This window comes from Geodermatophilus sp. SYSU D00742, from assembly GCF_054049935.1.
The window spans coordinates 1-18,797 of the sequence record NZ_JBJGYJ010000034.1 but is presented as its reverse complement, the minus strand read 5'-3'; the positions used below and the strand labels follow the sequence as shown (position 1 = coordinate 18,797).

The 18,797-nt window shown below is 73.0% G+C and carries 22 protein-coding genes; 10 read left to right on the top strand and 12 right to left on the bottom strand.

All coding sequences use genetic code 11. The features are described 5' to 3' along the window. Positions 1-13: 13 nt before the first annotated feature. Positions 14-340 carry a ferredoxin gene (fdxA, locus tag ACI78V_RS19015; protein ID WP_097207965.1) on the bottom strand — a complete coding sequence of 109 codons (327 nt, stop codon included), beginning with the start codon at positions 338-340 and terminating at the stop codon, positions 14-16. A gap of 159 nt (positions 341-499) precedes the next feature. Here fdxA and ACI78V_RS19010 point away from each other — a divergent pair, with 159 nt between their 5' ends. Then, entirely contained in the window at positions 500-1,246 is a 747-nt protein-coding gene (locus ACI78V_RS19010) for a GNAT family N-acetyltransferase (RefSeq protein WP_456853564.1), read from the top strand. Here the strand turns inward: ACI78V_RS19010 and ACI78V_RS19005 are convergent. The 7 genes from ACI78V_RS19005 to ACI78V_RS18975 form a co-directional block, all read right to left on the bottom strand. Beyond that, complete coding sequence (locus tag ACI78V_RS19005; protein ID WP_456853563.1) at positions 1,203-1,622, bottom strand: hypothetical protein; 420 nt, start codon at positions 1,620-1,622, stop codon at positions 1,203-1,205. The genes ACI78V_RS19010 and ACI78V_RS19005 overlap by 44 nt on opposite strands. Beyond that, entirely contained in the window at positions 1,619-2,524 is a 906-nt protein-coding gene (gene mshB, locus ACI78V_RS19000) for an N-acetyl-1-D-myo-inositol-2-amino-2-deoxy-alpha-D-glucopyranoside deacetylase (protein WP_456853561.1), read from the bottom strand. Before mshB ends, ACI78V_RS19005 begins: the two co-directional genes overlap by 4 nt. Positions 2,525-2,595: 71 nt before the next feature. Beyond that, entirely contained in the window at positions 2,596-3,660 is a 1,065-nt protein-coding gene (locus ACI78V_RS18995) for an ABC transporter ATP-binding protein (protein WP_456853559.1), read from the bottom strand. After that, a complete protein-coding gene (locus ACI78V_RS18990) occupies positions 3,653-4,705 on the bottom strand; it encodes an ABC transporter ATP-binding protein (protein ID WP_456853557.1) in 1,053 nt (350 codons plus the stop codon). The genes ACI78V_RS18995 and ACI78V_RS18990 overlap by 8 nt, the downstream gene beginning before the upstream one ends. Then, positions 4,702-5,652, bottom strand: coding sequence for an ABC transporter permease (locus ACI78V_RS18985; protein WP_456853555.1), 951 nt, complete (start codon positions 5,650-5,652; stop codon positions 4,702-4,704). Before ACI78V_RS18985 ends, ACI78V_RS18990 begins: the two co-directional genes overlap by 4 nt. Continuing rightward, positions 5,645-6,568, bottom strand: a complete 924-nt coding sequence (locus ACI78V_RS18980; RefSeq protein ID WP_456853553.1) for an ABC transporter permease — start codon at positions 6,566-6,568, stop codon at positions 5,645-5,647. The genes ACI78V_RS18985 and ACI78V_RS18980 overlap by 8 nt, the downstream gene beginning before the upstream one ends. A gap of 147 nt (positions 6,569-6,715) precedes the next feature. Continuing rightward, complete coding sequence (locus ACI78V_RS18975) at positions 6,716-8,353, bottom strand: peptide ABC transporter substrate-binding protein (RefSeq protein ID WP_456853551.1); 1,638 nt, start codon at positions 8,351-8,353, stop codon at positions 6,716-6,718. A gap of 356 nt (positions 8,354-8,709) precedes the next feature. Here ACI78V_RS18975 and ACI78V_RS18970 point away from each other — a divergent pair, with 356 nt between their 5' ends. Continuing rightward, a complete protein-coding gene (locus tag ACI78V_RS18970; RefSeq protein ID WP_456853549.1) occupies positions 8,710-8,880 on the top strand; it encodes a CsbD family protein in 171 nt (56 codons plus the stop codon). A gap of 81 nt (positions 8,881-8,961) precedes the next feature. Here the strand turns inward: ACI78V_RS18970 and ACI78V_RS18965 are convergent, their stop codons facing one another. Beyond that, positions 8,962-9,723 carry a (deoxy)nucleoside triphosphate pyrophosphohydrolase gene (locus ACI78V_RS18965; protein ID WP_456853547.1) on the bottom strand — a complete coding sequence of 254 codons (762 nt, stop codon included), beginning with the start codon at positions 9,721-9,723 and terminating at the stop codon, positions 8,962-8,964. 35 nt (positions 9,724-9,758) lie between these two features. On the opposite strand from ACI78V_RS18965, the gene ACI78V_RS18960 reads away from it, so the two are divergent. The 7 genes from ACI78V_RS18960 to ACI78V_RS18930 all read left to right on the top strand — a co-directional run bounded on the left by ACI78V_RS18960 (position 9,759) and on the right by ACI78V_RS18930 (position 14,404). After that, positions 9,759-10,232 (top strand): RrF2 family transcriptional regulator, encoded by a 474-nt coding sequence (locus ACI78V_RS18960; protein WP_456853545.1) that lies wholly within the window; start codon positions 9,759-9,761, stop codon positions 10,230-10,232. A gap of 49 nt (positions 10,233-10,281) precedes the next feature. Further along, positions 10,282-10,833, top strand: coding sequence for an adenylyl-sulfate kinase (gene cysC, locus ACI78V_RS18955; protein ID WP_456853543.1), 552 nt, complete (start codon positions 10,282-10,284; stop codon positions 10,831-10,833). Positions 10,834-11,067: 234 nt separating this feature from the next. Then, positions 11,068-12,756, top strand: a complete 1,689-nt coding sequence (locus tag ACI78V_RS18950; protein ID WP_456853541.1) for a nitrite/sulfite reductase — start codon at positions 11,068-11,070, stop codon at positions 12,754-12,756. A gap of 43 nt (positions 12,757-12,799) precedes the next feature. After that, positions 12,800-12,928: a hypothetical protein gene (locus ACI78V_RS18945; protein ID WP_456853539.1), complete on the top strand. Its 129-nt coding sequence runs from the start codon at positions 12,800-12,802 to the stop codon at positions 12,926-12,928. Then, positions 12,925-13,635, top strand: coding sequence for a phosphoadenylyl-sulfate reductase (locus ACI78V_RS18940; RefSeq protein WP_456853538.1), 711 nt, complete (start codon positions 12,925-12,927; stop codon positions 13,633-13,635). The genes ACI78V_RS18945 and ACI78V_RS18940 overlap by 4 nt, the downstream gene beginning before the upstream one ends. 24 nt (positions 13,636-13,659) lie before the next feature. Further along, positions 13,660-13,953 (top strand): 4a-hydroxytetrahydrobiopterin dehydratase, encoded by a 294-nt coding sequence (locus tag ACI78V_RS18935; RefSeq protein WP_456853536.1) that lies wholly within the window; start codon positions 13,660-13,662, stop codon positions 13,951-13,953. An 85-nt stretch (positions 13,954-14,038) separates the two neighbouring features. Further along, positions 14,039-14,404: a nuclear transport factor 2 family protein gene (locus tag ACI78V_RS18930; RefSeq protein WP_456853534.1), complete on the top strand. Its 366-nt coding sequence runs from the start codon at positions 14,039-14,041 to the stop codon at positions 14,402-14,404. An 84-nt stretch (positions 14,405-14,488) separates the two neighbouring features. On the opposite strand, the gene ACI78V_RS18925 is transcribed toward ACI78V_RS18930, so the two are convergent. The 3 genes from ACI78V_RS18925 to ACI78V_RS18915 form a co-directional block, all read right to left on the bottom strand. Continuing rightward, positions 14,489-16,705: a PhoX family protein gene (locus ACI78V_RS18925; protein ID WP_456853532.1), complete on the bottom strand. Its 2,217-nt coding sequence runs from the start codon at positions 16,703-16,705 to the stop codon at positions 14,489-14,491. 129 nt (positions 16,706-16,834) lie between these two features. Continuing rightward, on the bottom strand, positions 16,835-17,227 hold the full coding sequence (locus tag ACI78V_RS18920; protein WP_456853530.1) for a DUF3037 domain-containing protein: 393 nt from the start codon (positions 17,225-17,227) through the stop codon (positions 16,835-16,837). Continuing rightward, the gene (locus ACI78V_RS18915) at positions 17,224-18,078 is read right to left on the bottom strand and encodes a HipA family kinase (RefSeq protein ID WP_456853528.1); all 855 of its coding nucleotides are present in this window, start codon (positions 18,076-18,078) and stop codon (positions 17,224-17,226) included. The genes ACI78V_RS18920 and ACI78V_RS18915 overlap by 4 nt, the downstream gene beginning before the upstream one ends. A gap of 45 nt (positions 18,079-18,123) precedes the next feature. On the opposite strand from ACI78V_RS18915, the gene ACI78V_RS18910 reads away from it, so the two are divergent. Beyond that, on the top strand, positions 18,124-18,669 hold the full coding sequence (locus ACI78V_RS18910) for a DUF1990 family protein (protein WP_456853526.1): 546 nt from the start codon (positions 18,124-18,126) through the stop codon (positions 18,667-18,669). The last annotated feature ends 128 nt before the right edge of the window (positions 18,670-18,797 follow it).

The window sequence follows — 18,797 nt, the reverse complement described above, 5'->3', positions numbered from 1 at the left end:
GTGACGGTGGTCGTCAGTGCCCTTCCGCCTGGGGCGGCAGCGCGGCCACGAGCGGGTGGTCCTTCCCGATCCTGCCGGTCTTCGCGGCGCCACCGGGGCTGCCCAGGTCGGAGAAGAACTCCACGTTGGCGTTGTAGAAGTCCTTCCACTTGTCCGGGACGTCGTCCTCGTAGTAGATGGCCTCCACCGGGCAGACCGGCTCGCACGCCCCGCAGTCGACGCACTCGTCGGGGTGGATGTAGAGCATCCGGTCGCCCTCGTAGATGCAGTCCACCGGGCACTCGTCGATGCACGCCTTGTCGAGGACGTCGACGCAGGCCTGGGTGATGACGTAGGTCACGGTGGATCCCTCCCGGGGACGCGCAGCAGGGCTCTGGCTCGCGGACCAGGCCGGTCGTTTCGCTGCCCAGTATGGCGCGTGGTGCCCGCAGGAAGCGCGACGGGTGGGGCGCGGGAACCCGATGTGGGCAGGGCCGGGGACACACCGCAGGATCGCGGCATGGGACAGAGCCGCTCGCCGCTGGACGTCGTCGGCCTCGAACGCGTCGCCGCCCGCGGCTGGCGCGGCACCGAGGAGGCCGGGCTGGGCGACTGGCTGCTGCGGGCCGGCGGCGGCTTCACGGGACGGGCCAACTCGCTGCTGGTCGCGGGGGACCCCGGCCTGGCGCTGCCGGTGGCCGTCGACGCCGTCACCCGGTGGTACCGCGAGCGCGACCTGCGCCCCTGCGCCCAGCTGCCCGGCCGCCAGGCCCGGTCGGCCGACGCGGCCTTCGCCGCCGCCGGCTGGGAACGCGACGAGGACGTCCTGGTGCTCACCGCACCCCTGACCACCTCGCCGGGGGGCGGGGTGCCGGTCGACCTCTCCCCCACCCCGGACGACGCCTGGCTGGCCGGCTACCACCACCGCGGCCGGCCGCTGCCGGCCGACGCCGGTGAGGTGCTGACCAACGCCGAGGACGTCGTCTTCGCCTCGGTGCGCCTCGACGGGGGTCCGCCGGCCGCCGTCGCCCGCGGGGTGGTGACCGACGACTGGCTCGGCGTCACCGCGGTCACCGTGGCCGAGGAGCACCGCCGTCGCGGCCTGGCCACCGCGGTGATGGCGGCCCTGCAGCGGTGGGCGGCCGGCCGCGGCGCCCAGTGGGTCTACCTGCAGGTCACCTCGTCCAACGAGCCCGCCCGCGCCCTCTACCGCCGCGCGGGCTTCATCGAGCACCACCGGTACCACTACCGCCACGCCCCGGGCTGAGCGGCGGTGCGGCCATCACCCGGCCGACGGCGAAGGCGGCAGCGACGACGCCGCAGAGCAGGAACGCGAGGTTGACGACGCCGGCGGCACCGCCGCCGGTGACCAGCAGGTCCCCCTCCGGACGGCGGATGCTGCCGGCGACCGCGACGACCAGCCAGACCAGGGCCGGCAGCGCCGCGACGACCCGCGACCCGGTGAGCCGGTGGGCCAGCGGCACCAGCATCAGGTTGCCGGCGACGGCCGCGGCCACCGAGACCGGCACCAGCACGCCGGACACCCGCAGCGGCAGCCAGAACACCTCGACCAGCGCCAACCACGCCGCGGCCACCACGACCAGCACAGCCGCCCCGGCCCGCGCCCCGAGGCGCCGGCTCATCCGGGCAGACCGGCGAAGAGGTCGTCCTCCCAGCCGTGGGGCGCAGCGCCGGCCGGTCCCCGCTCCCCGCGCACCAGCCGGTAGTACTCGGTGCCCATGACCTCCTGGCCGAGGTTGTTGGAGAGGGCGAAGAACGGGCCGTCGACGGTGATCTGGGTGGCGTGCGCGCGCATCGCGGCGTCCTTGCGGCCGGCGTACGCCCGCCCGTCCACCGCGGCGGTGACCAGCTCGTCGGGAACGGCGAACGGCACGTCCTCCACGTCGCCGAGCGAGTCGAACGGGGAGGCCTCGCCCAGCGCGGCCATCGCCTCGATGCCCTCCCGCAGCACCGACCGCGGCGTGCAGCACCAGTAGACCTTGGCGACGTCCCACGCCGGGCCGAGATCCGGCCGGTAGCCGGGGTCGGCGGCCCGCTCCACCGCGCCCATCGCGACCCGGTGGGCCTGGATGTGGTCGGGGTGGCCGTAGCCACCCTGCTCGTCGTAGGTGACGACGACCTGCGGCTGCACCTCCCGGACGACGGCGACCGCGTACGCGACCGCCTCGTCGAGGTCGGCGTTCCAGAAGGCACGCGGCTTCTCGTTGGCGGGCGTGCCCATCATCCCGGAGTCGCGGTAGCGCCCGGGCCCGCCGAGGAACCGCCAGTCGGCGACCCCGAGGGCGTCCATGGCATCGGCCAGTTCACCGATCCGGTAGCCCCCGAGCTGGTCGGCGTGGTCGGCGGCCAGCAGCTCCAGTTCCGGGACGAGCACCTCGCCCTCCTCGCCCAGCGTGCAGGTGAGCAGGGTGACCCCGACGCCCTCGGCGACGTAGCGCGCCATGGTGGCGCCGTTGTTGATCGTCTCGTCGTCGGGGTGGGCGTGCACGAGCAGCAGGCGGCGGGAGGGCGGAGCGGAGGTCACGGTGGGCCATTCTCCCCGGCAGCCGCAGCTCGGGCCCGGCACCCCTCGCCTCGTCGGACGGGAGAGGAGGTCTACTCGGCATCCACGGGGACGACCGTGCGGGCCTCGGCGAAGTGGCAGGCCGACGGGTGCCCCTGCCCGCGGTCCACCAGCGCCGGGGCCTCCTCCGCGCAGATGTCCTGGGCCTTCCAGCAGCGCGTGCGGAACCGGCAGCCCGACGGCGGGTCCGCCGGGCTGGGGACGTCGCCCTGCAGGAGGATCCGGTCCTTCTGGCCGCGCAGGTGCGGCTCGTGCAGCGGCACCGAGGACAGCAGCGCCTGCGTGTACGGGTGCGACGGCGCGGTGTAGACCTGCTCGTCGGTGCCCTCCTCGACGATGCTGCCGAGGTACATGACCGCGACCCGGTCGGAGATGTGCCGCACCACCGACAGGTCGTGGGCGATGAACAGGTACGACAGGCCGAACTCGTCCTGCAGGTCCTCCAGGAGGTTGACCACCTGGGCCTGCACGGAGACGTCGAGGGCCGACACCGGCTCGTCGCAGACGATGATCTCCGGCCGCAGCGCCAGGGCCCGGGCGATGCCGATGCGCTGCCGCTGGCCGCCGGAGAACTGGTGCGGGTAGCGGTTGACGTAGTCGGGGTTGAGCCCGACGCGGTCCAGCAGCTCCTGGGTCCGCTTGAGCCTGCCCTTCTTGGGGGCGACGTCGGCGTGCACGGCCCAGCCCTCGGCCACGATGTCGCCCACGGTCATCCGCGGGTTCAGCGACGCGTACGGGTCCTGGAAGATGATCTGGACCTCGCGGCGGTAGTCCTTGAGTGCGCGGCCACCCATCCGGGCGACGTCCTGGCCCTTGTAGAGGATGGAGCCGGCGGTCGGCCGCTCCAGCGCCACCAGCAGCTTCGACACCGTCGACTTGCCGCAGCCGGACTCGCCGACCAGTCCCACGGTCTCGCCGCGGCGCATGGTCAGGTCCACGCCGTCCACGGCGCGGACGTGGCCGATGGTCCGCTTGAAGACGATCCCCTGGGTGAGCGGGAAGTGCTTCTGCAGACCACGGACCTCCAGCAGCGTCTCGCCGACGGCCCCCCGCAGGGCGCCGTCCGCGGCCGTGGCGCCGGTGGTGGACTCAGACACCGAGGACCTCCTCGCTGTAGTGGCACGCCGCCTCACGGCCCGGCACGACCAGGCGCAGCGGTGGCACGTCCGTGGCGCACTCCCGGCCCGGCGCGGCGGCGGTCCCGAGCCGGCGTCGGGAGCACCGCGGGTGGAAGGGGCAGCCGCCGGGGATGGCGGCGAGGTTCGGCGGCTGGCCGGCGATCGGCAGGAGCCGGCCGCCCTTGGCCTCCACCTGGGGCACCGAGTTCATCAGGCCGTCGGTGTAGGGGTGCGCCGGGTTGCTGAAGACGTCGTCCACGGTGCCCCGCTCGACGATCCGCCCGGCGTACATGACCGCCACGTTGTCGGCGACCTCGTTGACCACGCCGAGGTCGTGGGTGATGAGGACCAGGCCCATCCCGGTGTCGCGCTGGAGGTCCTTGAGCAGGTCCATGACCTGCGCCTGGACGGTGACGTCGAGGGCGGTCGTCGGCTCGTCGGCGATGAGCACCCTGGGGTCCAGGGCGATCGCCATCGCGATCATCACGCGCTGGCGCATGCCGCCGGAGAACTGGTGCGGGTAGTCGTCGACCCGCGCGGCGGCCGCCGGGATGCGCACGCGGTCCATGAGCTCGACCGCGCGCTGCTTGGCGTCCTTCTTCGACATCCCGCGGTGGGCGCGGAACATCTCCCCGATCTGGTACCCGACGCTGTACACGGGGTTCAGCGAGGACAGCGCGTCCTGGAAGATCATCGAGATCCCCGGGCCGCGGACCCTGCGCTGCTCCTCCTCCGACTGCTGGAGCAGGTCGCGGCCCTCGAACCAGATGCCGCCGCCGGTGATGACCGCCGGCGGGGTGTCGAGGATGCCCATGATCGCCTGGGCGGACACCGACTTGCCGGAGCCGGACTCCCCGAGGATGGCGAGGGTCTCCCCCGCCGCGAGCCGGTAGCTGACGCCGTTGACGGCGTTGACCACGCCGGAGCGGGTGCGGAACTCGACGTGCAGGTCGTCGACCTCGAGGACCGTGTCGCCGGTGCCGGGCGCCGTGGCGGTGGGCTGGGAGAGGTCGGGTCGGGTCATGCGCGCTGCCTCGGGTCGAGGGCGTCGCGCAGGGCGTCGCCCATCATGATGAACGCCATCACGGTCAGGGTGAGGACGACGCTGGGGAACAGCACCAGGTGCGGCGACGTGCGCAGCAGCGACTGGCCTGCCTCGATCTGCAGGCCCCAGGAGATGGCCGGCCGCTGCAGGCCGACGCCCAGGTAGGTCAGCGTCGCCTCGGCGGCGATGAGCACGCCGATCGTGATGGTCGTGTAGACCAGCACCGGCGCGACCGCGTTGGGCAGGATGTGCCGCAGGAGGATGCGGCCGTTGGACGCGCCCATGGCGCGGGCCGCCGCCACGTAGTCCGAGCTCCGCACCGCGATCACCTGCGAGCGCACCAGCCGCATCGCCGTCATCCAGCCGAACAGCGCCAACGCGATGGCCACGGCGGTCACGCCCCGGCCCAGGACGCCGGTCCGGAGGACGACGAGGGCGCCGAGCACCAGCGGCAGCGCGTAGAAGATGTCGGTCAGCCGGGACAGCACGCTGTCGGTGATCCCGCCGTAGAAGCCGGAGACCGCCCCGACGACGACGCCCAGCACGAGGACGACGAGCACCGCGAGGAGGCCGATGATCAGCGAGTTCCGCGCGCCGTACACGACGTTGGCCAGGTAGTCGCAGCCCTGCTGGTCGAACCCGAACCAGTGGTCGGCCGACGGCTTCTGCTGGCTGTTGCCCAGGCTGCACGCCCGCGGGTCCGCGCCGCGCGCGAACACCTGCGGGAACAGCGCCATGAGCACGAAGACGAGCATCAGGAAGGCGCCGATCCAGAACAGCACGTTGCGCCGGAGCTCGCGCCAGGCGTCGCTCCACAGGCTGTTCTGCCGGTCGCTGGTGACGTCGACCGACGGGCTGGCCAGGCCCGTGGTGGTACCGGCCGCCACCTCGTCGTGGCGCAGGTCGGCCTGCTGCTGGTCAGTCATAGCGGATCCTCGGGTCGAGGACGGCGTAGAGCACGTCGACGACCAGGTTGAAGAAGATGAAGAAGAAGACCATCAACGTCACGATCCCGACGACGACGGCACCCTCCTGGGCGCGGACGGCGTCGAAGATGGCCCGGCCGATCCCGGGCAGGTTGAAGACCGACTCGGTGACGATCGCCCCGCCCATCAGCGTGCCGATGTCGGCGCCGATGAACGTGACCACCGGGATGAGGCTGTTGCGCAGCGTGTGCCGGACGATGACCGTCCGCCTGGGCAGCCCCTTCGCCTTCGCCGTCCGGACGTAGTCGGCGCGCATGTTCTCCGCGACGCTGGTGCGGGTCAGCCGGGCCACGTAGGCCAGCGAGCCCGCGGCGAGCACCAGGCCCGGCAACAGGAAGCTGTACCACCCCTCGCCGATGCCCGAGATGGGGAACCAGCCGAGTTGGAGCCCGAAGGCGTACTGCGCCACGAAGGCCAGCACGAGGATCGGGACGGAGACGACGACGGTGCTGGAGACCAGCACGACGTTGTCCAGGAAGCCGTTGCGCCGGATGCCGGCGAGGACACCGGCGACCACGCCGATGACGGCCTCGAACAGGATCGCCACCACGGCGAGCTGGATGGTGACCGGCAGGCGCTGCTCGATCGTGTCCAGCACGGCGCGGCCCCGGAAGTCGGTGCCGAGGTCGCCCTGCAGCAGGTCACCGACGTACTTGGCGTACTGGACCAGCAGCGGGTCGTCGAGGTTGTAGTCGTCCCGCAGCTGGGCCACGACGGCGGGAGCCAGCGGGCGGTCCCCACCGAGGGCCCGGATCGGGTCGCCGGGGAGGGCGTAGACCATCGCGAAGATCAGGAACGAGGCCCCGATCAGGACCGGGATGGTGAGCAACAGTCGGCGCGCGACGTAGCGGCCCATGTTCCCCCTCGGGTGTGTGCGCCGGGCGGAGGTGCCACCGGCGCCGGTTCCATCGTGCCCCGGTACGGGGCACGCGCGCCGCCGGGGGCGACTGTCCAGGACTGGACAGCGCCCCCGGCGGGTGGTGCGGGTCCTGCTAGGGCGTCGTCAGGAGACGACCTCGACGGCGGCGGCGTCGATGCGACCGAAGGCGTCGATGATCACGTTGTCGACGTTCTCCGAGTGCGCACCCTGGTTGAGCCGGTAGAACAGCGGAGCCGAGGGCAGGTCGGCGATGAGCACGTCCTCCGCGGCCTGGTAGGCCGCCACGGCCTCGTCGTCGGACGCGGCCGCGTTGCCCTGCTGGAGCAGCTGGTCGAACTGCGGGTTGCTGTAGAACGTGTAGTTCGACCCGGCCGGCGGCAGGGCGGCGCTGGAGTACAGCGGGCCGAGGAAGTTCTCGGCGACCGGGTAGTCCATGATCCACGCGTCGCGGAACGGACCGGTCATGCCCTGCGCGTCCTTCAGCGGCAGGAACTCCGCCTGGGGCAGGTCGCCGCGCAGCTGGAAGTCGATGCCGAGGTTCTCCCGGATCTGGTTGCCGACGGCCTCCATCCAGGCGTCGTGCCCGGCACCGGCGTTGAACCACAGGTCCACCGGCTGGGAGCGGTCGAAGCCGGCCGCGTCGAGCAGGGAGTTGGCCTCCTCGACGTTCAGCTCGCAGGCCTCGCAGGCGCCCTCGCGGTAACCGGGGACGACCGGGCTGATGAACGACGTCGCCGGGGTGCGGGTGCCGTTGAAGATGGCGTCGCTGATCGCCTGGCGGTCGATCGCCATCGAGAACGCCTTGCGCACGTTCGGGTCGGCGAAGCGCTGGTCGTAGGTCGGGAAGCCCAGCGAGGTGATGTCACCCTGGGCGGTCTCGATGTAGCGGTCACCGAACTCCGACTCGGCCGAGGCGATGGCGTCCGGCGGGAGGGTGTCCATGATGTCGAGCGAGCCGCCCTGCAGGTCGGTGTAGGCGGTGTCCTGCTCGATGTAGACCCGGTACTCGACCGACTCGGCGTTGGCCGGCTGGTCCCCGGCGAAGTCCTCGTAGCGGGTCAGGGTGATGCCCTGGCCGGGGACGAAGGGCTCCTCGGCCTGGAACGGGCCGTTGCCGATCGGCTGCTCGCCGAAGCCCTCGGGGTCCTCGAAGAACGCCGGCGGCAGCGGGAAGAAGGCGGTGTAGCCGACGGTGGTCGGCCACTGCGCGTACGGCGCGGACAGGGTGACCTCGAAGGTCAGGTCGTCCACGACGCGCAGGCCGCTCATCTCGCTGGCCGCGGGGTCGCCGCCGGACTCGGGGGCCTGGAGCTCGTCGTAGCCCACGATGTTGGCGAAGAAGTACGAGTTGCCCTGGGCGTTGGGGCTGTACGCGGTGTAGTTCCACGCGTCGACGAAGGACTGCGCGTTGACCGGCGAACCGTCGTGGAAGGTCCAGCCGTCCTGGAGCGTGACGGTCCAGGTGGTCTGGTCGGTCGACTCGATGGACTCCGCGACTCCGGTGAAGTCGGCCTCGTTGGTCTCCGGGTTGTACTGGACGAGCCCGGTGAACAGCGAGTCGAGGACCTGGCCGCCCTCGGTCTCGTTGGTGTTGCCCGGCACCAGCGGGTTCTCCGGCTCACCGATGTAGATGCTGAAGCTGCCGCCGTCGGCGCTCGTGCCCGAGCCGCCTTCGTCGTCGCCGCCGCCGCAGGCGGACAGCAGCATCGCACCGGACAGACCGGTCGCGATGAGCGCAGCAGAGCGCTTGCTCAACTTCACGTGCAATGCCTCCCTCGTCCCGCGGTGCGGGGGGAATGGACTGTTCTCCCAGATCGCCGGCGCCTGCAGCGGGGCAGCTGGGGGGACGTGCGGACAAGGTGACCGGAGTCTGGCCGGTACGACGGGCGACCCTAGGCGGGCTCCGCGAAGAGCGTCCACGACCGACACCGACTTGTGACCTCGGCTCAGGATCCCACAGGGTGGAATCGTGGTCGCGCCCGGTGTCCGCCCCTGGCGGCTGCAGGACTTCCGGCGTCGGCCCCCCTCTGCAGGAGGACTTCCGGGGTCCGCCTGCCGGGGTGTCGTCGGTCTGCACGGTGGGTAGAGCTGTCCGTGACCGACGAGAGGAGTTCGGCATGAGTGGCATGGACAAGGCGAAGAACAAGGCCGAGGAGCTGTCCGGCAGGGGCAAGGAGGCCGTCGGCGACGCCACCAACGACCCCGACCTGAAGGCCGAGGGCCAGAAGGACCAGGCGACCGGCAACCTCAAGCAGGCCGGCGAGAAGGTCAAGGACGTCTTCAAGTAGGTCGTCCGACCCACACACAGCACATCGGCACGGACGCCAGCCCGGCAACCCGGGCCGGCGTCCGCGCCGCGTCACGGGCGGTCAGAGGCGGGCGAGGAGGTCCCGGACGGCGGGCAGGAGCGGGCGGTCGGCGGGGATCCAGTCCAGCGCGTCGAGCTCGTCGGCGGTCAGCCACCGCAGCTCGGCGTGCTCGTGCGCGGTGAGCTCCCCGCCGTCGGCGATCCGGGCCCACCACACCCGCAGCGTCGAGGCCCCGGGCAGGCCGCCGGCGACGACGCCGTCGAGCACCACCTCACCGAGGAAGGCCTGCGGGACGACGACCGCGCCCAGCTCCTCGCGGATCTCCCGCACCAGCGCCGTCAGGTCGTCCTCCCCCGGCTCCACCTTGCCGCCGGGGAACTCCCAGCACCCGTCGTAGGGGCCGCCCGAGCGCTGGGCCACCAGCACGCGGTCGCCGTCGACGAGCGCGGCGCCCACCACCTGGACGACGTCGAGAGCGCGCCGGGCGGCCACGGCGGCGTAGGCGTCGAGGTGCGCCCGCATCGCGCGCCGGACCCGCCGGCGCAGCACCCGGTCGAGGACGCGCCCGAGCACGCCGGGCAGCGAGGTGGCCCAGTCGACCTGCTCGTCGACCAGGGTGCCGGCGCCGGTGGCGGAGAACCGCCGGGAGTGGGTGAGCCAGCGCCACCCCGGCCCGGGGCCGACGGCGTACACGTCGCGCACCGGGCGGACCGAGACGACCTCCTCCAGCGGCACGGGCCAGGGGCGGCCCAGGGAGCGGGCCACGTCGAACGCCACGGTCAGCGGCGCCTCCACCACGGTGGTGAAACGCAGCTGAGACACAGCCCCACCTTCCCAGACCAGGGCAGGATGGCCCCGTGCGCATCACCGCCCGGGTCGACTACGCCGTCCGTGCCGCCGTCGAGCTGGCCGCGGCGGCGCCGGGCGCCCTCACCTGCGACCGCATCGCCACGGCCCAGAACATCCCGTCCCGTTTCCTGCAGTCCATCCTCGGCGACCTCCAGCACGCCCGGCTGGTCACCAGCCAGCGCGGCCGGGAGGGCGGCTACCGGCTGGCGCTGCCCCCCGAGGAGGTGTCGATCGCGCGCGTCATGCGGATCGAGCAGGGCTTCCTCGCCGAGGTGCACGGCCAGCGCCCCGAGGACGTCGAGTACCCGGGGGCGGCCGAGTGCCTGGCGTCGGTCTGGGTGGCCGCGCGCGAGGCCTACCGCCGGGTGCTGGAGGAGGTGACGCTCGCCGACGTCGTCGCGGGGAAGCTGCCCGGTCCGGTCGCCGAGCTGACCGCCCTGGAGGAGGCCTGGCGCTCCTTCAGCGAGCCCCCGGGCGACTGACCGCCGGGCGGTCCGCGGCCCGGCAGGGAGCCTGCGGGAGACTGGCGGCATGTCAGCTGCGCACCGCCCGGGCGTCACCGTCTTCCTGACCGGCCTGTCCGGTGCGGGCAAGTCCACGATCGCCGACGCCCTCGTCGCCTCCCTCGACGCGGACGGGCGCCCGGTCACGGTCCTCGACGGCGACGTCGTGCGCACCCACCTGTCCAGCGAGCTGTCCTTCTCGCGCGAGGACCGGGACCTCAACATCCGGCGGATCGGCTTCGTCGCCGGTGAGGTGGTCAAGCACGGCGGCACCGTCGTCGTCGCCGCCATCGCGCCCTACGAGAAGGCACGGGAGGAGGCCCGCGCGCTGGTCGAGCAGCACGGCCGGTTCCTGCTGGTGCACCTGTCGACGCCGCTGGAGGTCTGCGAGGACCGCGACGTGAAGGGCCTCTACGCCCGGGCGCGGGCCGGTGAGATCCCCGGGTTCACCGGGATCGACGACCCCTACGAGCCGCCCGCCCGGGCCGAGCTGGTCATCGACACGTCGGTCACCCCGCTCGAGGAGTCGGTCGCGCGCATCCGCGCGGCGATGGACGGGGAGCCGGCGAACGTATCCTGAGTCACACTCCGCCGTGCGTCCGGGATGTGGGACCATGAGGAACGTGACCGACCGCGGCCTGCTCCTCGTCGCGCGCCGTCACATCGATCTGGCGCTGGTGAGCAGCGCGGTCTGTCGCCCCGCGCGCTGACACCCCGGTTCTCCGCGCAGCGTCCGCTGCGCCCTCCGACCTGCCAGCGCCCACCCCGTCCCGGTCCCGGCGTCCGGACGGACGGCGCAGAAGGAAGTGCCCTCGTGACTGCCTCCCCCGCAACGGGCCCCGCCCGAACCAGCAACCGGCCCCAGCGCGCCCAGGGCCAGTGGGCGCTGGGCTACCGCGAGCCGCTGAACCCGAACGAGCGGATGAAGCGGGACGCCGACGGCCTCACGGTCCGGCAGCGGATCCTCGACATCTACTCGGCGACCGGCTTCGACGGCATCGACGCCGGCGACCTGCGCGGCCGGATGCGGTGGATGGGCCTCTACACCCAGCGGGCCCCGGGCATCCCCGGCGGCAAGACCGCCGTGCTGGAGCCCGAGGAGCTCGAGGACTCCTACTTCATGATGCGGGTGCGCACCGACGGCGGGTCGCTGACCAGCGCGCAGCTGCGGACCATCGGCGGCATCAGCACGGAGTTCGGGCGCGACGTCGCCGACGTCACCGACCGGCAGAACATCCAGTACCACTGGATCCGCATCGAGGACGTGCCGGAGATCTGGCGGCGGCTCGAGGCGGTCGGCCTCACGACGACCGAGGCCTGCGGCGACACCCCGCGCGGCATGCTCAACTGCCCGCTGGCCGGCGTCCTGGAGGACGAGGTCCTCGACGCCAGCGACGTGATGGCGCAGACGGTGGCCAAGTACGTCGGCAGCCCGGAGTTCAGCAACCTGCCGCGCAAGTGGAAGACCTCGATGTCCGGGTGCGTCGACCACTGCACCGAGCCGGAGATCGACGACATCTCCTTCGTCGGTGTGCGCAACGAGGCCGGCGAGGCCGGCTACGACCTGTGGGTCGGTGGCGGGCTGTCGACCAACCCGATGTTCGCCCAGCGGGTCGGCGTCTTCGTCCGCCCCGACCAGGTGACCGACGTGTGGGCCGCCTGCACCTCGATCTTCCGCGACTACGGCTACCGCCGGCAGCGCAACCGCGCCCGCATCAAGTTCCTGATGGCCGACTGGGGCCCGGAGCGGTTCCGGCAGGTCCTCGAGGAGGAGTACCTCCACCACCCCCTGCCCGACGGCCCGGCCGCCGCGCCGCCGAAGCACGAGCAGCGCGACCACGTCGGCGTCGCCCGGCAGAAGGACGGCCGCAACGCCGTCGGGTTCGCCCTGCGCACCGGCCGGATCAGCGGCAGCCTGCTGACCCGGATCGCCGACCTCGCCGAGGAGTACGGGCAGGGGCGGACCCGGACGACGACGCAGCAGAAGATGGTCATCCTCGACGTCCCCGACGATCGGGTGGAGGACCTCGTCGCCGCGCTGGCCGAGCACGACCTGCTGGTGCGTCCCAGCGCCTTCCGCCGCGGCACGATGGCCTGCACCGGCCTGGAGTTCTGCAAGCTCGCCATCGTCGAGACCAAGCAGCACGCCCAGGACCTCTACGCGGAGCTGGAGAAGCGGCTGCCGGACTTCGACGAGCCGATCGGCATCAACGTCAACGGCTGCCCGAACAGCTGCGCCCGCTTCCAGACCGCCGACATCGGCTTCAAGGGCTCGATGGTCCGCGACGACTCCGGCGAGATGGTCGAGGGCTTCCAGGTGCACCTGGGTGGCCACCTCGGCACCGAGGCCGCATTCGGCCGCAAGTTCCGCGGCCACAAGGTCACCAAGGCCGAGACCGCCGACTACTGCGAGCGGGTGCTGCGCGGCTACCTCGAGCGGCGTGAGCCGGGCGAGCGCTTCGCCGCCTACGTCGCCCGCGCCGAGGAAGCCTGGCTGCTCTGAGATGGACGAGGAACCGACGGGGGGAAGGACGCGGCAGCTCCCCGTGTTCTTCTGCCCGTACTGCGGGGACGAGGAACTGACCCCGCACGGGGACGGCGGCGAGTGGCACTGTGCCGCCTGCCTGCGGACCTTCACCGTCCGGCTGACCGGGACAGGAGTGCAGCACCCATGACGACCGCGATCGCCCCCACCCCCGAGCTCGCCGCGGAGGCCGACGCCCGGTTCGAGGGCATCGCCGACCCGGTCGAGCAGGCCCTCGCCGTGCTGCGCTGGGCCGGGGAGACCTTCGGGGACGACTTCGCGATCACGTCGTCCATGGCCGACGGGCTGCTGGCCCACCTGGCCAGCCGGGCGGTCCCGGGGGTGAACGTGGTCTTCCTCGACACCGGATACCACTTCGCCGAGACGATCGGCACGCGCGACTGGATCAGCGGCGTCCTGCCGATCACGCTGGTGAACGTGCGCCCCGCCCAGACCGTCGCCGAGCAGGACGCCGAGTACGGCCCGGAGCTGCACCAGCGCGACCCCGACCTGTGCTGCTCGCTGCGCAAGGTGCAGCCGCTGGCGCAGGCGCTGGCCGGCTACGCGGCGTGGGGCTCGGGTGTGCGGCGGGACGAGGCGGCGACCCGCGCCGGCACCAGGGTCGTCGACTGGGACGCCAAGCGCGGCATGGTGAAGGTCAACCCGCTGGCGGCCTGGACGCAGGACGACGTCGACGCCTACACCGCCGAGCACCAGGTGCCGGTGAACCCGCTGCACGAGATCGGCTACGCCTCGATCGGCTGCGCGCCGTGCACGCGCCCGGTGGCCCCGGGCGAGGACCCGCGCGCCGGCCGCTGGGCCGGCCGCGGCAAGACCGAGTGCGGCCTGCACCTCTGATCCGGCCGGCGGGACACTGAGCCCGTGCCCCGACCGCCGCGCCTGTCCCCCGACGAGCTCGCCGCCGCCCTCTCCGGGCTGCCGCTGTGGTCGGGGGACGGCGACGGGTTGCACCGCAGCGTCGAGCTGCCGGGCTTCCCCGACGCCGTCGCCGCGATCGTCCGCATCGGCTTCGTCGCCGAGGAGATGGACCACCACCCGGACGTCGACCTGCGCTGGCGCACCCTGCACCTGACCCTGGTCACCCACTCCGCGGGCGCGGTGACCGAGCTCGACGTCGAGCTCGCCCGCCGGATCGACGCGCTCCTGCCCGGCTGAACGGGGATCCCCCGGGCGGTGCCCCGGCCGGGCAGGGACGTTGGCCCCTGCCCGGCCCTCGCACCACCGCCTTAGCGTGCCGAGGATGACCCTGACCGTCAGCAGCACCGTCGAGAAGTACGCCGCGGCGTGGCGCGAGACGGACGCGGCCGCGCGCGAGGCCCTGCTGGAGGCGTGCTGGGCCGACGACGGCGTCTACTGCGACCCGCAGTCCCGGGCCGAGGGCCGGGACGGGTTGTCAGCGCTCATCGGGTCCTTCCACGACACCTACCCGGGCGCGCGCATCGACGTGGTCAGCGGCGTCGACGAGCACGACGGCCACCCGCGGTTCGCCTGGCGGATGTACGCAGCCGACGGCTCGGTCGCCCTGGAGGGGATGGACTTCGGGGAGGTGGACGGCGAGGGGGCGCTGCGCCGGATCGTCGGGTTCTTCGGCCCGCTCCCGTCCTGAGCCGTCCGACGATCCCGGCGCCGCCGCGGCTGCCGGCCCTCGACGGGGAGGACGAGCAGCCGCAGCAGCCGGTCGGCCCCGGCGTCAGGTGCCGACCCGGCCGCCGTCCTCTCGGTAGACGACGGCCACGCTGGGCCGCGGGAACGGCCGCGCGGCCGAGCGGTCCGGCCACGTGCTCGCCGGCGTGTCCAGGGTCGACCCGGTGATCTCGCCCGGGTGCTGGACCGACACGAACACCGACCGCGCGTCCGGGCTGATCAGGGGGCCGCTGCACTCGGCGCCGAGCGGCACGGTGAGGAACGCCTTGAGGTGCCCGCGCTCGTCCCCGGCGGTCGGCACGGCGAAGAGCCCGTCGTTGGTCCCGCCGATGGTGCCGTCGGCCTGGTCGACCCTCGACAACACGTTGCCGTCGGTGGAGATCCACAGGTTGCCGGCGGGGTCGAACTCCAGGTTGTCCGGGCAGGAGATCGCGCTGACCTGCGACGGGTCGTAGCCGGCGAAGTAGGTCCCCGGCTTGTCCGGGTCACCGGCCACGAGGAAGACCCGCCACTCGAAGGTGTCCCCCGCGATCCCGCCGGTCTCCTCCCACTCGATGACGTGGCCGTTGCGGTTGCCCGCCTGCTCCTCGTACGTGCCCTTCTCGGCGTCGAAGGCGAACGACCGCGCGACCGGGTTGGCCTCGTCGGCCGTCGTCCGGTTGGAGTTGTTGGTCAGGGCTGCGTAGACCCGCCCGTCGACCGGGTTGACCTGGATGTCCTCCGGCCGGTCCATCTTCGTGGGCACGGCGGAGGGGTCGACGACCGTCTCCGGGAGGACGAGGTCCCCGTTGGCGTCCAGTGCCTTGCCGAGCCGGTCGGCGGCCAGCCGGGTGAAGGTCAGGACCCAGGCGACGTCCTTGCCGGGGATCATCGACTCCCCGTCCCGGACGAGCGGGATCCACTGACCGGTCCCGTCGAACTCACCGTCGGCCGGGAGCCCCGTGCCCGGGTCGAGCGCCCCGGAGTCGCCGGTGAAGCGGGCGACGTAGAGGTCACCGTCCTCGAGCAGCGTCAGGTTGTGGGCTCGGGCGGCCCGGCTGTCACCGGCGCGGTACCGCTTCCTCGAGACGAACTTGTAGATGTAGTCGAACCGCTCGTCGTCGCCGGAGTAGGCGACCACGCGGCCGTCCTCGGCGATCTGCACGTTGGCACCCTCGTGCTTGAACCGGCCGAGCGCGGTGCGCTTCTTGGGCGTCGAGTCCGGGTCGTACGGGTCGACCTCGACCACCCAGCCGAAACGGTTGGGCTCGTTGGGCTCGCGGCTGACGTCGAACCGGGGGTCGACGAGGTCCCAGCGGCGGCCGGCGGGCCTGTCGGTGGGGATGCCGTAGCGGCGCAGGCGCGGCTCGGTGGCGGTCTCGGTCACCGGGGTGACCGCGCCGAAGTACTGGTTGAAGTTCTCCTCGCCGTGCAGCGTCGTGCCCCACGGCGTCATGCCCCCGGCACAGTTGTTGAGCGTGCCGAGGACGCGCCGGCCGGTCGCGTCGGCCGACGTCCTCAGGTGCTCCGAGCCGGCGGCCGGCCCCGTGAGCTCCATCGGGGTCTGCGCGGTGATCCGCCGGTTGCGGCTGCCGTTGCGGACCGGCCGGAACTCACCGGTCCGGCCGTGGCGCTTGACCTCCACCACGGAGATGCCGTGCGCCATCATCGCGATGCGCTTCTGCACCTCGTCGGTCGGCGCGTTCTCGCTGGCCACGCCGGTGAACATGAGCTGCTCGTTGGTGTACTCGTGGTTGACCACGAGCAGGAACCGGTTCCCGTCGTCGCCGTCGAGCGGCAGGAAGCCGATGTAGTCGCAGTTGTAGCCGAACTGCTGGGCCTGCGCGTCGGGCGTCTGGGCGTCGATGTCGAAGTCGGGCGCGCCCTTCACCACCGGGTCGCCCCAGCGCATCACCACGGAGTAGCCGTACCCGGCCGGGACGACGAGCTCGTCCTCGAGGTTCTGCCGCACCGGCTCGAAGGTCAGGGCACTGCCGCCGGGGGCCGTCCGCCGGCCGGGCGCGGCAGCGGCCCGCTCCGGGAACAGCGGTGTCGCGGCCACGACGAGGGCGCCCGTCCCGGCCACCTTGAGCAGGTCCCGGCGGCTGATGGCGGTCCGGACGACGGACTCGAACGTGGGGTTGTCGGTCTCGTTGGGGACCGCCGAGTCACAGGCGTTGCCACACTTGTAGTAGCAGGTGGCGTGGCTCCGGCTGCCGTGGCGCACGGAGTGCAGCAACGGCAGGAGCAGACGGCGGCGGCGGGGGTCGGACGTTTCCGGCATCGGGTCCTCGGGCTCTTGTGGGCGACGACCACCGGACGGTATGGAGCCGGGACGACGACGGGGTGGCCCGCGGGCGAGCACTCCGTGAAGCGGGACGACACCCGCCGTTCACCCGGAGCCGCTACCGGCTCAGCCCTCGACGGGCAGCACCAGCAGCCGCAGCAGCCGGTCGGCCTCGGCGTCGGGGTCCGTGGTGAGCCCGGTGTGCACCGGCCCGGCCTGGACGACGGTGCTGCGCGGCGCGGTCAGCCAGCGGAACCGCGCGCCCAGCGCCTCTCGCCCGGCGGCGCCCACCCCGGGGTCGGCCGCGCACACGTCGGCGGCCACCTGCAGCGCCCGGCGGATCGCCTCGGCGTCGGCGGTCGGGTCCAGCGCGTGCAGCCGGTCGACGTCGAGGTGCACCCGGGAGCCGAGGTAGTCCCGCTGCCGGCAGTAGACGAGGACGCCGGCGTTGAGCGTCTCCCCCCGCTCCACCCGCGGGACCACGCGCAGGACGGCGTACTCGAAGGTGTCCCGGCTCATCGCTGGGTGATCCCCTCGGGCGGTGGCGGCCCCAGCCACGACGGCCGGTTCTTCCCCACCCGGGGCCGGTGACGTGACCCGCCCGAGGCCGCGGCGGCCAGCAGCGGCGGCAGCCAGGCGTCGCGGGCGGCGAGCCGGGCCAGCAACTGGTCGGCGTAGCGGGCGCGGACCTCGCCGGGGGCGTCGTCGGGCGAGGGGCCCTCGAGCCACTCGTCGGGCACCTGGGCCAGCACGTCGGCGAGCAGGCCGGCGGTCACCCGCGGCCCGAGAGCGGCGTCGGCGGCCCGGACGTCGGGCCGGCAGTCCACGAGCGCGTGCTGGCCCGCGTCGTAGGACCGGGCGACCGAGGCGGCCGCCCCGGGCCAGTTGTGGTGGAAGGTGAGCGCCGCGCCGTGGTCGATCAGCTGCAGCCGGCCGTGCCAGAACAGCATGTTCGGGTTGCGCCAGGAGCGGTCCACGTTGCCGATGAGCGCGTCGAACCACAGCACCCGGCCGGCCATCTCGGACTCCACGGTCGCGACGCCGGCCTCGAAGTCCAGGGCCCCGGGCAGGTAGTCCAGGCCCAGGTTGCGACCGGCGGAACGCTGCAGCAGCTCCTGCACCTCGGGGTCCGGCTCCCCGACGGCGAGCTCGGGTGCCACGTCGACGGTGACGAGTGCGGGCACCGGCAGCGACAGCGCGCGGGCCAGCTCGCCGCACACGACCTCGGCGACGAGGACCTTCACGCCCTGCCCCGCGGCCCGCCACTTGACCACGTAGGTGCCCAGGTCGTCGGCCTCCATGAGCCCCGGCAGCGAGCCACCCTCGCGCAGCGGGGTGACGTAGCGGGTGGCGGTGACGGCGGGCAGCACAGTGGCCGCGACCCTACCGGCGCGGCCGCCGGGGAGACTGCGGGCGTGGGCCTCCTCCGCGCGACCTCCCCCGCCGACCTCGCCGGCGTGCCGTTCACCTACCCCGACGTGGGCGCCACCCGGGACGCCGAACTGCCCGCCGGGTACGACCACGTCCAGCGCTCGGTCGTGGTCGGCCGCGGCGACGCCGTGTTCGAGCGGGCCGTCGCCGCGGTGTTCGACTGGCGGGCGCAGCGCGGCGTCGGGCTGCGGGTGCGGGCGACCGGACCCGCGTCCGAGCCCGGCACGGTCGTCGTCCTCACCGCCGGCCTGCCGCGGCTGGGCTACGACATCCCGTGCCGGGTGGTGTGGGCGCGGACCGACGGCGACGAGCGCGGCTTCGCCTACGGCACGCTGCCCGGCCACCCCGAGAGCGGCGAGGAGGCGTTCCTGGTCCGGCGCGAGCCCGGTGGCGACGTCGTCTTCAGCCTGCGGGTGTTCGCCCGGCTGGCCTCGCCGCTGGCCCGCCTCGGCGGGCCGGTCAGCACGGCCGTCCAGCGGCTGGCCACCGCCCGGTACCTGTCGGCGATCCGGGCGGCCGCGCGCGGCTAGATGTACTGCCCACACACGTTGGTGACGGCGCGTTGCAGGTGACGTGAGGGAGGACCTCCGAGTGAGGTGGGGCTTGTCGAAGGCTTCACCGGCTCGGAGGTCCTCATGTCCCACGCTAATGCCGTCCT

Coding starts and splice junctions, on each gene's coding strand:
- ACI78V_RS19010 (WP_456853564.1), top strand. CDS start 500: ATGGGACAGAGCCGCTCGCCGCTGGACGTCGTCGGCCTCGAACGCGTC.
- ACI78V_RS19005 (WP_456853563.1), bottom strand. CDS start 1,622: ATGAGCCGGCGCCTCGGGGCGCGGGCCGGGGCGGCTGTGCTGGTCGTG.
- ACI78V_RS18990 (WP_456853557.1), bottom strand. CDS start 4,705: ATGACCCGACCCGACCTCTCCCAGCCCACCGCCACGGCGCCCGGCACC.
- ACI78V_RS18985 (WP_456853555.1), bottom strand. CDS start 5,652: ATGACTGACCAGCAGCAGGCCGACCTGCGCCACGACGAGGTGGCGGCC.
- ACI78V_RS18980 (WP_456853553.1), bottom strand. CDS start 6,568: ATGGGCCGCTACGTCGCGCGCCGACTGTTGCTCACCATCCCGGTCCTG.
- ACI78V_RS18970 (WP_456853549.1), top strand. CDS start 8,710: ATGAGTGGCATGGACAAGGCGAAGAACAAGGCCGAGGAGCTGTCCGGC.
- cysC (WP_456853543.1), top strand. CDS start 10,282: ATGTCAGCTGCGCACCGCCCGGGCGTCACCGTCTTCCTGACCGGCCTG.
- ACI78V_RS18940 (WP_456853538.1), top strand. CDS start 12,925: ATGACGACCGCGATCGCCCCCACCCCCGAGCTCGCCGCGGAGGCCGAC.
- ACI78V_RS18930 (WP_456853534.1), top strand. CDS start 14,039: ATGACCCTGACCGTCAGCAGCACCGTCGAGAAGTACGCCGCGGCGTGG.
- ACI78V_RS18925 (WP_456853532.1), bottom strand. CDS start 16,705: ATGCCGGAAACGTCCGACCCCCGCCGCCGCCGTCTGCTCCTGCCGTTG.
- ACI78V_RS18920 (WP_456853530.1), bottom strand. CDS start 17,227: ATGAGCCGGGACACCTTCGAGTACGCCGTCCTGCGCGTGGTCCCGCGG.